The organism is Agarivorans sp. QJM3NY_30, from assembly GCF_050870855.2.
Lineage (GTDB): Bacteria > Pseudomonadota > Gammaproteobacteria > Enterobacterales > Celerinatantimonadaceae > Agarivorans.
Genome location: NZ_CP194038.2, coordinates 1,147,341 through 1,163,478, shown reverse-complemented (window position 1 = coordinate 1,163,478; position 16,138 = coordinate 1,147,341). Strand labels below are relative to the sequence as shown.

The following is a 16,138-nucleotide window of genomic DNA, read 5'->3' as shown; positions in this document are numbered from 1 at the left end:
AAAACCTATTCCCTCTGGTGACCTCTGCTAGCCGATAGTGGTCTCATAGTATCGGCGGGGGAGTCTACGCTTGGTTCAATTCAACCCATTGGGCTCGCCATTCAGGGGCTGGGAAATCTTCTGGCCAGTACTCCACTTGTTTCGCGACTAGCCCATCCTTAACGGTGTGAAAGGTAATCGCTCTGGCGTGTAACACCCCATCACTGATCGATACATCACTAACCACTTGATCGCCCTCGGCAAGCAATGAGTTCACTTGGAAGGTCCAGCGTCCCTCAGCCGGATATTGCTGATTAATTTCTGCAAAATTATTTCGCCCGACGATCCGCTCAGCGGATTGCGGCCAGAAACCTTCAAAATCTTCAGCCAGCCATGCCGCAGCAGCGTAAAAATCATTCGTTCTCATTGCCTCCCAAAATGACCGAACCACTTGTTTCGGCGCAACAAAATGATGCGTTTGAGCCGATGTCATATCATTTTCTTCCTTCATTTATCTGTAAATAACTTTCCCACTCAAAGACCACGTAACATGCCAAGCCGAAAGCTTAAGCCCGGCTGAAGCCTAACGCTCAGTGAATGCCAGTTTAATCCCCAATAAAGCAAAACTACCGGCAAAACAGCGCTGTATACATTTACTCAACTTTTGAGAATGAGAAATATACTGGCGAATACGGCTGGCCAACAAGCCATACAAGATAAACACAAACAAGGTGATCAGCATAAATATCGCGCCTAACCACAGCATTTGCGAGCTATCCACAGCATTGTTTGGCAAAAATTGAGGCAAGAATGCAACAAAGAAAATTGTGAGTTTGGGGTTTAAAATATTGATTAAAAAACCCTTCAGCGCCACCGCCATCATTCCCCGCTGAGCACTCGGTTGATGCAACGACAACGCCCCACTAGAGCGCCACATCAACCATGCCAAATAAAATAAATAAACTAGTCCAACATATTTCAGTACCTGAAATGCAAGTGCACTGCTATGCATAATCACTGACAAACCCAAGATGCTCGCCAACAAGGAAGGTACAATTCCCAAAGTACAACCCACTGCAGCAACGGCGCTCGCCCTCGCGCTAATAAACAAACCCGCAGAAATAGTATATAACACCCCTGTTCCAGGGATTAATACCACCACCAGCGAGGTAAGCAAAAACTCAATACTAATCATCTCTGCATTTTCCTTGAGAATAAACAATCAGCCTGCAAGTCATAGCAGCTTACAAGGATTAAGCGATCATGATGCGTATCGCTGGAATCACAAGCAACACTTTCAAGCGCTAAGACCAACATTCATCGTCGATGTTATACAATAACAAATCGCTTGCCAACTCAAAGATTCGGCCTCCAAATCACGCTAATGACAGGAAAATCCAAACAAAACTGAGTCCTAAAGATGTCATCGATAACGGCTTCATCAGCCAACTATTGTTAGCAATTATTATTGCGATCACAGTTAATAGATTGAATTGAAATATAATAAACCGATGTTTCTTAATTAAAGAATTACTGTTTTATTATAGGGATAGCATATGAAAAAACATCTTACACGAGGGCTAAGCATTGGCGTGATGCTGTATGCCTCATCAGCATTTTCCTTACCACTATACGATGTCGTCGTCGCCTTAGACGGCTCAGCCGATTTCCAGTCGGTGCAACAGGCTATCGATAGCGCTCCGTCCGATGGTTCACCGTATGTTATCTATATCCGCAACGGACAGTATCAAGAAAAACTAGAAATAAAACGCGATAATATCTATCTCATAGGCGAAGATCGCGACAAGACCATCATTACCGCCACCACTGCCAATAGCATGTTAAAACCCAATGGGAAGAAGTTTGGCACCACTGGTAGCCGTACCGTCAACGTTGATGCAAAAGACTTTAGCGCCCGCTCTCTCACCATCGAAAACGGCTTTGATTTTCCTGCAAACCAAGCCAAAAGCGCCGATGACCCAACTCGCCAACGCGGAACCCAAGCTGTGGCTCTATATGTGGGTAAAAAGGGCGAGCGAGTACAGTTTAAAGATGTGAATCTGCGCAGCTATCAAGACACCCTTTATCTACGTGGCGGACACAGTTATTTCGACCAATCCCAAATTAGCGGTACTGTTGATTTTATCTTCGGTCACGGCACCGGATTATTTGAAAACAGCAATATTGTTGCGCGCAATCGCAACGATGTGAAAACTGGTAATGCCTATGGTTATATGACAGCGCCTGCCACCAATATTGACCACGAATATGGCTTAGTCTTTAAAAATTGTCATTTGAGCAAAGAAGCTGGGGTGCCCGCCAACAGTTATGGCTTAGGTCGCCCTTGGCATCCCACTACTAGATTTACTGACGGGCGCTATGCTGATCCCGATGCGATTGGCCACAGCGCTTATCTCAACTGCGAAATGGACGACCATATCTACGGCTGGGATAAAATGAGTGGTAAAGATATCAACAAGAATAAGATCTGGTTCCATCCTGAAGACTCACGTTTTTGGGAGTACGCCTCACGCGGTGCAGGTGCCAAAACCAATCTAGAAAAACGCCCACAGCTGAGCCAGCAGCAGGCTTCAAAATACACCACGAGTAACATCTTAGCGGGTTGGCAACCCAGCATAAGTTTAGGCGATAACAGCCTGCTCAAGGGCGAAGTCTTACATCGTAGCATGCAATTTCCAGCCAGTATTTTGGTTAAAGACAGCTTAGGTAAGACACTCACCAGCAACACCGATGCTCAGGGTCGCTACCAACTGTCGATTACCGGTATGACCCCACCACTGCTGGTATCAGCCAATGACAATAGTGGTGAGTCTTGCTTGCGCAGCGAAACCCAACGCTCGCTCTGCGCCAGTGCGCTAGTGGTTGAGGTGAATAATCAAGGGGAAACCTTAGGCAATGTAAATCCATTTTCGGACTTAATCGTTTCCAGCCTTGCCAAGACAGAAGGGATCAACGGCCCGCAACTTTTAGTCAGCGCCGACAAGCTCCCCGCTTTCTCCCACAAAGCCTGGCAGACCGCCACTAAAAATTTCCAACAAACCTTTGCTGAACTTGCCGCGCAACAGGGTATCAGTCAGTCTTTCGACCCAGTGAGCTACGATGCCAAGTTACACCCTCTCATGACAAGCATCAGCCAGCAAGTGGTGCATAATCGCGCCTATAAAACCTCGACCGGTTTGGCGGCTCAAACTACGCTCACCGACTTAAGCTTTAAACCGATCATCAATTTAGCCAGCATCCCAGAATATACCATCGATGGGATCCAGTTAGCCGAAAGCCAACAAGCGTTAAAATCAGCCGCAACGCGTTTATTTATTGTTGGTGATTCAACTGCTTCTAACTACGAAGCCGATGTTTATCCGCGCATGGGCTGGGGCCAGGCTTTAGACCAATTGCTCGCTGACAATCCTAAACTGATGGTGGTGAATGCAGCACGTTCCGGACGCAGTTCGCGTGATTATATTAATGGACGTTGGTTTAGCGAAATGGGCTCCTTAGTGCAAGCCGGCGATTACCTATTCATCCAATTTAGTCATAACGATGAAAAATGTAATGGCGCGAAGAAAAAACGCGGCCCAATTGATGTCGCCAACCTATGTACTTACCCCAATACACCAGAAGGTCAACCGCAGTTCCCACAAGGTAAGTCAGAATACTCTTTCCAACATTCTTTAGAGCGCTACCTGGCTTTTGCCAAAGAGAAACAATTACACCCGGTGCTACTCACCTCGGTGCCTCGCGCCAAGACCGCCAAAAAGAAACTTGGTGTGCCGCTTAATCCTGTTCAGCATGTCACCAAGAAACGTTCTGACGGTGGCTACCAATTCTATGGCAGCTACACCCAAACCGTGAAAGACACAGCTAAAGCAAATCACGTCCCTTTACTCGATATGCAAAGTAAGGTGATTGCAGCCGCTAACCAAAAAGGTGAAGACGTATGGAAAACCTATTGGTTAGCCGTTGACCCCGCCGAGTATCCTTTCTATAAAAACCGGACTGGGCGCTTGGATAAGCCCGATACGACTCACTTCCAACAAACCGGAGCCGAAGTGGTCGCCAAGTTAGTGCTGAAAGAAATCAAGTCCAACCGAGACTTAAGCGCTCTGGCCGAAAAACTGTAAACTCACCACGAGTCTCGAGCCTCTCCCACCCATTGGTAGGAGGGGCTTTTTTTTGCGCTTGAGATGCGCCCCCAATCGCTACAGCAAAAGTTGAACTGCGAATGAATATTGGCCAGCACCCAAGCAGCAAAATTTGTACTTTATTTTTCTGAGCAGTAGACTACAATACGAACTTAAGTTTGCAAAACGGACATTTGTTTGTGACAAATAGAGAGCAACAAATTCTCACGATACTGCGCGATAACCCAATGATCGCCCAGCAAGAACTGGCCAGCCAACTGGGCATTAGCCGCAGTGCGGTGGCCGGTCATATCATGAATTTAACCAATAAAGGTCTGATTAAAGGCAAGGGATATATTATTGCCTCCCAACGTAGTGCGGTGGTGATTGGCGGCGCCAATATGGATTTATGCGGCAAAGCCAGCGGCACTTTAATTGCTGGCGATTCCAACCTAGGCACCCTGCACAATAGCCCCGGCGGCGTAGCCCGTAATATCGCCGATAACCTTGCGCGACTGGGCAGTAAAGTAGACTTAGTTTCCAATATCGGTAAAGACCAATGGGGAGAGCAACTGATTGCAGCCTGCCAAGAAGCAGGTATTGGCGTGAGCCACTTATTACGTAGTCAAACCAGTCATACCGCCACTTACCTTTCAATCCATGATGCCTCGGGTGAGATGCAACTGGCACTCAACGACATGCGGATCTTAGAAGAACTAGATTCAAGTCAGTTAGTGAAACACAAGTCATTGCTAAGTTATGCAGACCTTCTGATCCTCGATGCCAACCTATCCGAAGATGCGCTGGCCTACTTATTTGATTGTATTGAAACACCATCAATCTTCGTTGATCCAGTGTCCACTAATAAGGCCCATAAACTAAGGCCTTATCTGGGACAAATAGAGCTGCTAAAACCAAATTTAATCGAAGCCGAGCTGCTCAGCGGCGTCACCATTAATAGTGACGATGATTTGCCACGGGTTTGCGAAGCCTTACATCAGGCTGGTGTGAACAAACTGCTACTGAGTCTAGGGGCGCGCGGGATCTACGCCAGTGATCAGCAGCAAGTGATCCGCTTAAGCAATGTAAACCCGCAAGTCATCAATGTCACCGGTGCCGGAGATGCGATGATGGCAGGCATGAGCCACGCAAGCTTACAAAACTGGTCCTGGCAAGACAGTGTCGAATTTGCCTTCGCCTGCGCGCAAATTGCCACCCAATCCGAACACACGATCAATCCACTTATTTCTGAACGAGCGGTACGCCGCCATATGGAGAGTCACCATGCTTAATTCTTTTCTCGACATTCATCCCGAAGTCGCCGCAGCCCTCGCAGCCAACCAAGCAGTTGTCGCGCTGGAATCAACCATTATTTCTCATGGTATGCCTTACCCGAAAAATGTTGAAACGGCCCTGCAGGTTTCGGCGACCGTGCGCGAAGAAGGCGCAATTCCAGCGACCATCGCGATTATTAATGGACGACTCAAAGTTGGTTTAGAAAAGGACGAAATTGAACTACTAGGTAAAGCCGGACTGTCGGTCACTAAAGTCAGCCGTCGTGACATTCCCTTTGTGGTTGCAGCGGGTCAACATGGCGCAACCACAGTAGCGGCAACCATGATCTTAGCCGCCATGGCTGGTGTGAAAATCTTTGCTACTGGCGGAATTGGTGGGGTGCATCGCGGTGCTCAACAAAGTTTCGATATTTCTGCGGATTTAGAAGAGTTATCGCAAACCAATGTCGCGGTGGTTTGCGCCGGTGCCAAATCGATTCTCGACCTAGGCTTAACCTTAGAGTATTTAGAAACCAATGGTGTTCCGGTCATCGGCTACCAAACCGACAGCCTCCCCGCCTTCTACACTCGTGAAAGCGACTTTAAAGTAGATTATCGCTTAGATTCAGCCCAGCAAATAGCTGACGTTTTAAAAGCTAAACAACAGTTAGCATTGCAAGGTGGGGCGGTCATTGCCAACCCCATTCCAGAGCAATATGCAATGCCTAAGGCCAGCATTGATGCTGCCATTGAGCAAGCCTTACAAGAAGCCGAACAGCAAGGGATTAGTGGTAAGCAATCAACCCCCTTCCTACTGGCCCGCGTGTGTGAGCTGACAGGTGGGGATAGCTTAGAGAGTAATATTCAGCTGGTGCTGAACAATGCACGCCTTGGCGCGGCGATTGCCATCGCCTACTGCGCCTAAGTCATATACAGCTAAGCAAGTAATCGACAGATTACTTGCCTGTTTAAAATCGGTAGCTTAAACATTTCGAACTAAGCTACCGTTTGATAACAGTCCTTCAACTAATAAATATCGTAACGTAAATCGATACCAATGGTTCGACCAACATTAGCCTGAGCATAATTTGAGCTACCACTGCTATAGGCATAAGTTCGGTAACGACGGTTAAATACATTATTGGCATACACCGAAAGATTAAACTTGTCATTTGCCTGCCATCCAAGCCGAAGATCAGTGAGTGCATAGCTGGCTTGTCGAAGCTGGTTATCACCATCAAAATAATGCGGCCCTACAACATTCAAAGCCACGCGAGGCGTCAACATGCCATAGGCCCCATCAATGGCTCCATTCAAACTCGTCGACCCGCTAAACTCAGGAACAAAAGGCACCTTGTTTCCAGCATATAAAAGACTGTCATCGGTAAATTCAGCATGTACTGCAGTCCCATCAATATCCCAAGTCCAAATAGGGTTAAATTGCCAACTAGAGCTCAATTCGATCCCCGTCGCATCTGCTGTTCCCGCATTCGATAGTGTTTGCCCACCCAAAGGACCAAAATACAACTGCATATCTTTGGTATGGGTATGAAAAATTGCACTCTGAATTTGCAGCGGCCCCGCCTGATAACGTGAACCCAGCTCATAGTTGATAGACGTTTCTTGCTCATATGGCTCCGCTGATGAGCTCGCGGTAGGAATAATATTGAATCCCGCCGCTTTGTAGCCTTGGGCTATTCTTGAATATAAGTACCATGCTTGATTGAGCTGATAGCCAGAGGATAACTGCCCAAGTAAGTGATTATCTTGCAAACTATTTTGAGCATTATAAGGGGTCCCCATTTGCGAAATAGCATAACTAGTTTTAGCCCGCTCATGCGAGAAACGCAGACCACCTCCAAGATTAAATCGCTCACTAACATGCCATGTTAAATCACTGTAGGCAGCGATCGTTTGCATTGTGGTTTGAGCATCACTAGTTTGATAATTGGGACCTGATAACAAATCATAAGAAAGATTAAGTTGCTGTTTTGTATATTGACGATAGAGCCCGAAAACAGCGTCTATTGTACGTTTAGCTCCGCGGGTAGCGAGCCGAATTTCTTGTACATTTTGCTGCCAATCTTCAGGCATATTGGCAATTACCGAACCATTTGGGAAAAGCCGTTGATAATCTTGTTGTTGAAAAGCCGTAAGCATCATTAATTCCCAATCGGCCGCCGTATAAGTTCCAGCAAGCGATTGGCTATTGGAGCAACGTTTCAAATAGGGATCTGGCGATCCGTCAAGAAGACTTAAGGTTTTATTGTCAATATCATCGTAATCGATATAGGTATCTTGACTCGCTTCGGTACAACTATGACTGATCTTTAAATTGGCTTCCCAAGGATGGTCATCGGGCGCCAAACGAAATGCCATGCTGCCCAACTCACTTGCTGCCCCACCCAAGTCATCACTGCCGGTGGCAGGGTTAGTGAAGTCACCATTATCATCTTGTCTCGATAAAGTCACACTCGCATACAACAGGCCTTTTTGTATCGGCGCGCTTACGTGTATCTTGCCATGATTACTGTGACGGCTTGCCCAACCTCCAGCGACAAAAGCTTGGGTTCGATTGCCTGGTTTCGCTGTCACAATATTGATGATCCCACCCTGCGCACTTTGCCCATATAGCGTTCCCTGAGGACCACGTAACATTTCAACGCTTTGAACATTATTTAAAACTTGTAACATGTCGGTGGCGAGCAGTGGAACACCATCCACATAGATACTCACCGAAGGGTGATAAAAATCTTGCGCCGACGACACCCCCCGCAAAGAAACGATAGGAAACAATAAACTACCACTCTTTTCAATTTTCAAACCTGGTAATACTCGGCTTAAATCTTCAACCTGAGTGACTCTGGCATCTTCAAGCTGATATTTATCCACAACACTCGAAGACACATTAATTGATGATGCCGCGTGAGCGGATTGTTTACTCGCCGTCACGACCATGGTGCCTAAGGCCCCAGCCTCATCGGGACTTGGTTCCGCACCAACTACCGGAGCACTTAACGTACTGATAAAGACCAATAGATAAAAGCCATTAAGGTTCATGTTGTTTCCTTGTCATCCTTTAGTGTTGCAAATGATAATCATTTGCAACACTAAAGACTACCCGAAAAGGTTTTTCTTATGCCCGTTTCGGTATCCATAACATCTTTTAGAAACTACGTTTATAAGTTGAAGGGTTCACCCCAAATTGTTTATAGAAGGCGCTAGAGAAATGGCTCGCATTCACATAGCCAAGATCGGAAGCAACGGTTAAAACTTGTACATTCCCTGCTGACAAGCGCTTTTTTGCTTCTTTCATTCGTTCCACTTGAAATAATCCATAAACACTATTCTCGAATAGTAAGCGAAATCCACGTTTTATCTTCAGCACACTTAAACCCGTTTCGGAGGCCAAACTAGAAATACTAGGTGCCTTAGTTAAATCGGCGAGCAGCAACTCTTTTGCAACTTGTAGCTTTTGTTGCTCTTGTTGAGTCAGCTTGAAGCCCGTAACCGTTTGTTGCTGATACTGTTCCAACATCAAGCTAACAAAGATGATGCTATGTCCCAACAACCACAACGAAGATGCACTTCGCTGGCTTGGAGGGTATGCAGCCATTTTTAGTAATTTATGTTTTAATAAAGCTGCGGTGGTTTGAATTTCGCGATGATAAGGACTTTGTAGGAAACAACATTGAGCCTTCAACTGAGCTTGAATAACCGCCCCTGGATCAATCCCCCATTGCTCCAAAATACGTGGCTGCACTGCGACAACCAAACTCTCAAATTGCCCTTGATATAAGGCAGTGCCGTGGCAACCAGGGGTGAAGCTAATACAATTAGCCCCCTCAGAAACCTGATATCTTCGACGCGCCTTTTCATGCTTAAGAGAAAATTCTGACTGACCATTTAATGCACAAGTGAAATTTATCATCCCCAAATCATCGTAAGCCCTGAGTTTAAATGGCTCTACCAGCTGACTTTGCCAGATAAATAAATCAATGCCTGGTTGTAACTTGCAACGTAATAATCGGCATTGATTTTGTATTGAAGTATCTTGCATTGGTGTATCTAACAATAATTGGGTGAGCGAAATTTCCGCTTGAAGATTTAACGGTGAAACCATAAAAACGCATCCTTAACTAACATACATCCCTCGATGAATCACTGACTCAAGATGAGCAGTAAACCCTCAATTTAAGCGAGATGGGTTTCGCTTACCGCATTAAAAGGTCTGGCTAATAACAAACCACGTAATTTAAAAATCGCAAAGCCACTGGCTAAAATAGCTAAGCCATAATGAACCGCATAACCAAATTGAGAGATTAACCAGCCGCAAATGACCGCCATGAGGATCCCCACAACCATATCCATAGATTGGAATAGAGAAAAGTCGACTCCCGCCTGCTCACCGTATGACCAGTCCATCATTAAGGTATATAAAACAACAAATTTAGCTGAACCGACAATTGCGTTCAGGGTAAATAGCACCACCAAGCCCTGGCTTTGAGTCAAAAACGTTGCGGCATAGAAGAAAAATCCAATGTACAACAATAATTCAAGGCATAAACATCCCAACAATAACTTACCAGCGCTGCTGTGCTTGATCAGCCAAGCACTCAAGCCAACACCAATAAATCCGGTCAAGGCACTACCTCCAGCCACCAGCAAACCTAAACTTTCAAGCTGGATCCCTTGGTCATATAAAAAAGGCATCATCATCGCTAACACACTTCGGGTTCCAAACTGACAAAGAAAAACCACGACTAAACCTTGTCGCACTTGGTGCTTGACCAAGGCATTTCTAAGCGAAGGTCGAGTCTTACTTTTAACAGCAGACACAACGACTTTGCTGGTGAATAATTTCAGCGAAGGTAAGGACATCAATCCAACCAATACTATCAACAACAGCAGTGCGGTTTTCCAATCAAAAATGCCATTCAAATAAATGAACACGCCCCCCCCAAAAATAGCCCCCAGATACCCTCCGCCCACTTGCATCACATTCCCAATGTGGCGCTGATGGGGCGCAAGCTGATCCACCGCTAAACCATCGGTCGTAATATCAGCAAAAGTCGACAACAAGGCTAATAAAAATATACCGGAAAACAACAACCAGAGCTGTGTAAGTGCTATTTTTGTCGCAAAGAACAGCAGCAACAAAATGATCAATAATTGAGCACCTAAAATTAGATACCCATGATGGCTAAAATTCGCACCTCGCTTACGTATTTCTTCCACTGTGGGCGACCAAATAAATTTTAACGCCCATGGCAACATCGCGATGTAAAACAGGCCAATATGGGAAGTCGATACACCTTCGGAGCGCAAGATGGCGGGAAGTCCCTGTAAGGTGAACATGCCAATAATGCTTTGGATGGTATACACCCCCGCCATAATGCTCAGCAGAGATCCCAAACCCAATTTCGAAGATAATGGTGTTGCCGTTTGCATCCGATAACCTCAATTAATGACTCAATATTTAGTAATGATTCGTACTTATTCTACAAGGGCAGCTGAGCGGTGGTTAAATGCCTACCGCGGTTTCATAACCCGAACAATTCGCTTTCCATAGCTGTTGATAGCTTGAACTAGAACACAACAACGCTTCATGCTGGCCAACATGACTAATCTGGCCCTTTTCTAATAAGTAAATCCGATCTGAATCAAGCACCGTATCTAGACGGTGAGCAACCGTAATCACCGTTTTTTGGATACTCAATTGCTTTAAAGCCGCCATAACTTGCGCTTGTGTATTAATGTCTAAAGCTGAGCTAATCTCATCTAAAAGCAGGATCGGTGCATCGTGCAAAATCGCTCGAGCAATACTAATCCGTTGCCGCTCTCCTTGTGAAAACTGATTACCATTTTCACCAACCTCACTCTCCAGCCCCTTTGGTAAGCGCTGTAACATCGGTGCCAAACCTGCCGCAACAATGGCTTGCTGCATGCTTTGTTCAGAAGCATCAGGAGCGGCAATCAATAGGTTATCTTTCAGGCTTCCGGCAAATAATTGAACGTCTTGAGTTACATATGCAATATTGCGATAGAGGTGTTCGGTACCTGATTGTTCGAGACTTAAACCGCCGATTCGGATGGTCCCCTGGCTGGGCATATGAAAAGCCGCAATCAGATCTAATAGACTAGACTTTCCCGCTCCGCTTGGACCAACAATAGCGACATGCTCACCAGCCGCAACTTTCATAGAAATAGCATCTAATATTGTTTGTTGATTTAAATGCAAACTGACGGCGTCTAATTCAAGCTCATAACTGGTGAGCGCTTGACCATGTTGCTGCTGAAGGGGGGTATTCGCCAAAGCATACAAACGAAATACAGCATTCACAAAGTAACGTAACATCGCTGAGAAAAAAGCCATGCGAGTTAAGGGCTTGATACAGGCGATCGTGGCGGCAACAGCGACCAACCATTGGGTTGCGGTGAGCGTCCCAATATCGACCATACGAGCCCCCTGCCACATAACCAAGGGTAAGGCTAGCTCAAGTAAGATACAGGCCGCCCTCAACCCCTTTCCTCCGGTAGCCTCTAGCGCTAGTCCTGATTTTCGGACTTGTTCAATTTCATCATTTAGGGGGATCGCCAACTTTCTTGCATTGCCAAAACTCTTAAGCATTGGAAGACAAGCAATATACTCGAGTAGTTTATCGGCGGTCTGGTTACTATGTAGGTGATAATGTTGCGCGGTTTGGTTAAAACGTTTCTCTAGTAACAGCAACACGGTCGATGCCAAAACAATCATCACGACCAGCAATACTGCGAGTATCGGAGAAATCCAACTCAGCATAATCAACATCGCAAAGGGCGCCACGCCTGCGGCTAAAAAATCAGCCACCAAGTGACTAAGAATATCCTCAAACAACTTAAGATCGGTGGTAATTTGTTTCATTCGCTCGCCAAGTCCTTTGCCAACGAGGCAAGCCAGCGGCTGCTTTCGAAGATCATTTAACAGCCGCTCTCGCAATTGATGCGTAATATGATAGGCGCCAATAAAACTTTTTTTTGCCGTTTGCCCTATCACAAATTGCAACGCAATTAAGCCAATCGCAAACAAGAATAAGACATACAGTGGCAGCGTCATACCTTGGAGTAAAAAGATAAATAGCAGACTCCAAAGCACAACTGGCACTAGTTCGGCCAACATTTTTCCGATAATCCCGAGCCAAAATTGGCGACAACTGGCGCCACTATATTGAAGTAAGAAGCGAAACTTAGTCATGGTATTCCTCTACTATCGCGCTATCACACAATCGCCAACGACGATTCGCAGTACTGACTTGATTCGGCTTGTGAGTAATAATAATTTGAATTTGATGCGGCGAATAACCACGTAGCGCCTCAAGAACCTCTAACTCAGTTTGAGCATCAAGGTGGGCTGTAGACTCATCTAACACTAAGATAGGCGTATCCGCTAGCATCGCTCTAGCTATGGCAAGGCGCTGCATTTCGCCACCACTAAAACTACGTCGAGTTTCATCCATTTGGGTATCTAGTTGATGTGGTAACTGCTCAACCATATCGCTCAAGCGCATTAAATTCAGAACGGTCCAAATCACTTCATCCTTAATATTTAAGTCGCTAATCAGTAAGTTAGCTCTGAGCGAAGCTTTAAAAAATATCGCTTGTTGACCAACCAAGGCGATTAAACCTGCACGTTGTTGATCATTTAACTGACTCACCGGTGTATCGTTGATGTACCAATCACCTCGGTCAGCCTTTAATGAGCCACTTAGAATTCCGATAAGAGAGCTTTTACCCGAGCCAGATGCACCATAAATAAGTACACGTTCACCCGGTAATATGGTGCCCTCAGCTTGCTTGAGTATCGTTTGCTGCCCCTGATATAAGCAGACATCACGGCATGTCACTGCTTTAACGGGCTCGCTCCAGCGCTGTTGTTGCTGTATTTTTTGGCCAAATAGCGGAATGATTCGGTCTAATGAGAGAAGTGAAGATTGCATTTGACCCACCACCTGGGTTAAGTCTAACCACGGTTTTAACAAACCAGCAGTAATCACTGCAACCATCACCAAGTCGGGTTTGGTCATCGAACCATCAATCACAAAAGCAATCGCAAATGGAACAACCAGCATAAATGAGCACTGGGCAATCGTGACAAAACTAATCCAGCCACGGATCATTTGTTGGGTATAACTAATCACAAGGCGATGGTGGCGTCGCATTGCCTGATATAACTGCTGATAAGCTTTCGCATCCACCGAAAATAGTTTCATCACGCCAACACTGCGTAAAAACTCCAGCTGAGCGGCATGCATTCGAGCTAAAACATCATGGTACTTATGGAGCCTGCCTGAAAATCCACGCATAAATAAAAATTGAATACTTGCTGCAATGGGCAAGGGAATAAAAGCTATTAGGCCAATTCGCCAATCGATATAAAAAAGCAAACCAGCCAACAAAATAGGCATCAAGATCCCATTGATGATGTCAGTACTGTGGTGAGCAATTAGAGGCTCCAAGGCCTGACAATCTTCTGAGATTCGTTTCTCAAGATCTGCCCTGTGCCAAGTTTTTAATCGCTCAACGGGCATTTCAGCCAAGGATAAAATAATATGTTGGCGTAGTTTCGAAATTACATGGTAGGCCACAAGGTGAGCTTGCCACAATGCGCAAGAGTGAAGCAGATAGCGAATAATTAGCGCTCCACTCAACAACAAAACATAATCACCAATTGGCTGCTGAGCAAGCATGGATTGAGCACCGAGATAAACACATAACCATGGAATGAGCTCAATGATAGAAGCTAGAACTGCACACACGATTGATGTAATGACGCGTAAATGTGTCTCCTTTAGTATCGAAAGAAAAGCCTGCTTTCTGGACATCGACTGATTAACTAACATCTGCCACCAATGCAAATAAGAATCATTGTTATATGAGTGGTAAAAGTCTGCTGTCACTTTCAGGAAATGAAAAGGTAAATTTAGGAATTTATCTTTCGAAACTCAGAGGGAGTAAGTCCGATATGACGTTTGAAAACTTTGGCAAAATAACTACTAGTTTGAAATCCAAGTGAGAATGCAACATCTGTCACAGGCTTTAATCCCGATTTAAGCTGATGTTGAGCTTGCTGAATACGGTATTGCTGGATCCAGGATGCAACCCCAATGCCATACTCTTGATGAAAAGCTTGCTTCAAATAACATTCATTCGTTGCCAGGGCCTTTGCTAAACTAGCAATGGTCCAGTTCAAATCAATTTGTTGTCGAACCAAAGTTGTTGCTTTTTCAGCTAACGATTGAGGTCTCGACTGGGATATAGCTAAAGCTAAGATTTCATACATCTTGCCGAGCATCCACATCCTTCGCGCTTCTCCTGACAGCCGACAATTCCATACTGAATTGACCACATAACGCAACTCCCCTAATAACTGAAACTGCCATCCGGCCTGGTACAACTGCAACGGCACAAAAAAATCATCCACACTATCCTTCATCAATAACTGACAAGGTGGTTGCTCTTGAGGAAAATGGATCCGGATCGCCTGAATTTGCGCATTGCTTGGGAGAACTAGTGTGTCATGCCACCTCGATTCGGGTAACACTGTCACCATAAAACGATGTACAAATGCAGATGCGGGATAGTCAGGGAAGTCAGGATTGTAAGCACCATTATTTCCCATAATAGTAAGATAACCACCCGCGTTGACAGGATCATTTAATATGGTGGTTCGGGATGCTTGAACATTGATGATATCGACTCTTAATCGACCATCAAGGTACACCGTATCTAAACAACCAATAAGCGATTGTGCTTGTTTTATTTGAGTAACCAAATCATCCATATGGTTTCACTGTTATGCTTATTAATCACTCATTTAAATAATAATGATTATCATTTAAATGGCAATAAATAGATCTCTAATTGTTTTGGCTAAGATGGGCAATTTTTGACTTAAGATGATATAGGAGACTTATGGAACAATGTCGAAGTAGAGGAAGATGAATATTGCGATAGGATACGAGGAATAAGCTCAATTGCGTCAAGAATCGATAAACGACAAGCAGATAAGGCCATGTCCCTGGCAATACTGAGCAAGCAAATAGGCGTGCACTGCTCCGTGCTAAAAATAAATTACGAAAGACTGATAAACGTCAAACAAAGCCTGTCTCAATCAATTGCTGATTAGCAATGGCGATTTTTCGACCCCAAATAAAATTAACTAAATAAGCTTACAAGGCCAAACCACCAATAAAACAATGTTTAACTACCTTTCGTTAGTTCACCCAACTTAAAGTGAGCAATAATTGAATAGTAGCTGTCACTGCAAACATAGTTACCAAAGTAGCGATGTCAGTTAGAGTTTTGTGCAACTTGCCATTACTGCTTGATTTTTTTGTGTTGTTTACGTCAAATTCTGTAGTTACTGATGAGTTCATGTTGTTTTCTCCGAATGATTACCTGATCCACATCACAATTCTCTACCTATATGTGACATAGATCAACTTATATTTGTAATTATTTTACCTTTCTGACAAAAAAAGAACATTTATTAAGATTTAAGCTTATCTCTGAGGAAGCCTGAGCACTTTCGTTAAGCAAGCAACCAGCTATTGCTAATGTATGTCCTACTAGAGGGCAGCTATCACAGCCAACGAGGCGCTGCGACTCCTTTGAGCTCGCACAATCAACAATGAGTAATGCCTAAGCTTAGACTCCCACTAAAACCGGCAGACTGTATCCATGAAAATCTAGGAAATACCAAGT

At 44.9% G+C, this 16,138-nt stretch carries 11 protein-coding genes; 3 read left to right on the top strand and 8 right to left on the bottom strand.

The window, feature by feature from the left end; translation table 11 throughout:
• Window positions 1-64: 64 nt before the first annotated feature.
• Both ACRRSX_RS05320 and ACRRSX_RS05315 read right to left on the bottom strand, forming a co-directional pair.
• Window positions 65-472: a nuclear transport factor 2 family protein gene (locus tag ACRRSX_RS05320; protein WP_432454233.1), complete on the bottom strand. Its 408-nt coding sequence runs from the start codon at window positions 470-472 to the stop codon at window positions 65-67.
• 90 nt (window positions 473-562) lie between these two features.
• The gene (locus tag ACRRSX_RS05315) at window positions 563-1,174 is read right to left on the bottom strand and encodes a LysE family translocator (RefSeq protein WP_432454234.1); all 612 of its coding nucleotides are present in this window, start codon (window positions 1,172-1,174) and stop codon (window positions 563-565) included.
• 361 nt (window positions 1,175-1,535) lie between these two features.
• On the opposite strand from ACRRSX_RS05315, the gene ACRRSX_RS05310 reads away from it, so the two are divergent.
• The 3 genes from ACRRSX_RS05310 (at window position 1,536) to ACRRSX_RS05300 (ending at window position 6,320) form a co-directional block, all read left to right on the top strand.
• Window positions 1,536-4,121, top strand: coding sequence for a pectinesterase family protein (locus ACRRSX_RS05310; RefSeq protein WP_432454235.1), 2,586 nt, complete (start codon window positions 1,536-1,538; stop codon window positions 4,119-4,121).
• A gap of 200 nt (window positions 4,122-4,321) precedes the next feature.
• A complete protein-coding gene (locus ACRRSX_RS05305; RefSeq protein WP_432454236.1) occupies window positions 4,322-5,413 on the top strand; it encodes a PfkB family carbohydrate kinase in 1,092 nt (363 codons plus the stop codon).
• Window positions 5,406-6,320 (top strand): pseudouridine-5'-phosphate glycosidase, encoded by a 915-nt coding sequence (locus ACRRSX_RS05300; RefSeq protein ID WP_432454237.1) that lies wholly within the window; start codon window positions 5,406-5,408, stop codon window positions 6,318-6,320. Before ACRRSX_RS05305 ends, ACRRSX_RS05300 begins: the two co-directional genes overlap by 8 nt.
• A gap of 101 nt (window positions 6,321-6,421) precedes the next feature.
• Here ACRRSX_RS05300 and ACRRSX_RS05295 read toward each other — a convergent pair whose 3' ends face one another.
• The 6 genes from ACRRSX_RS05295 to ACRRSX_RS05270 form a co-directional block, all read right to left on the bottom strand.
• The gene (locus tag ACRRSX_RS05295) at window positions 6,422-8,455 is read right to left on the bottom strand and encodes a TonB-dependent siderophore receptor (protein WP_432454238.1); all 2,034 of its coding nucleotides are present in this window, start codon (window positions 8,453-8,455) and stop codon (window positions 6,422-6,424) included.
• Window positions 8,456-8,561: 106 nt separating this feature from the next.
• The gene (locus tag ACRRSX_RS05290) at window positions 8,562-9,518 is read right to left on the bottom strand and encodes a helix-turn-helix domain-containing protein (RefSeq protein ID WP_432454239.1); all 957 of its coding nucleotides are present in this window, start codon (window positions 9,516-9,518) and stop codon (window positions 8,562-8,564) included.
• A 71-nt stretch (window positions 9,519-9,589) separates the two neighbouring features.
• The gene (locus ACRRSX_RS05285) at window positions 9,590-10,846 is read right to left on the bottom strand and encodes an MFS transporter (RefSeq protein ID WP_432454240.1); all 1,257 of its coding nucleotides are present in this window, start codon (window positions 10,844-10,846) and stop codon (window positions 9,590-9,592) included.
• Window positions 10,847-10,919: 73 nt separating this feature from the next.
• A complete protein-coding gene (locus ACRRSX_RS05280; protein ID WP_432454241.1) occupies window positions 10,920-12,629 on the bottom strand; it encodes an ABC transporter ATP-binding protein in 1,710 nt (569 codons plus the stop codon).
• Window positions 12,622-14,274, bottom strand: a complete 1,653-nt coding sequence (locus ACRRSX_RS05275) for an ABC transporter ATP-binding protein (protein ID WP_432454242.1) — start codon at window positions 14,272-14,274, stop codon at window positions 12,622-12,624. Before ACRRSX_RS05275 ends, ACRRSX_RS05280 begins: the two co-directional genes overlap by 8 nt.
• 80 nt (window positions 14,275-14,354) lie before the next feature.
• Window positions 14,355-15,215 carry a helix-turn-helix transcriptional regulator gene (locus ACRRSX_RS05270; protein WP_432454243.1) on the bottom strand — a complete coding sequence of 287 codons (861 nt, stop codon included), beginning with the start codon at window positions 15,213-15,215 and terminating at the stop codon, window positions 14,355-14,357.
• Window positions 15,216-16,138 lie beyond the last annotated feature (923 nt).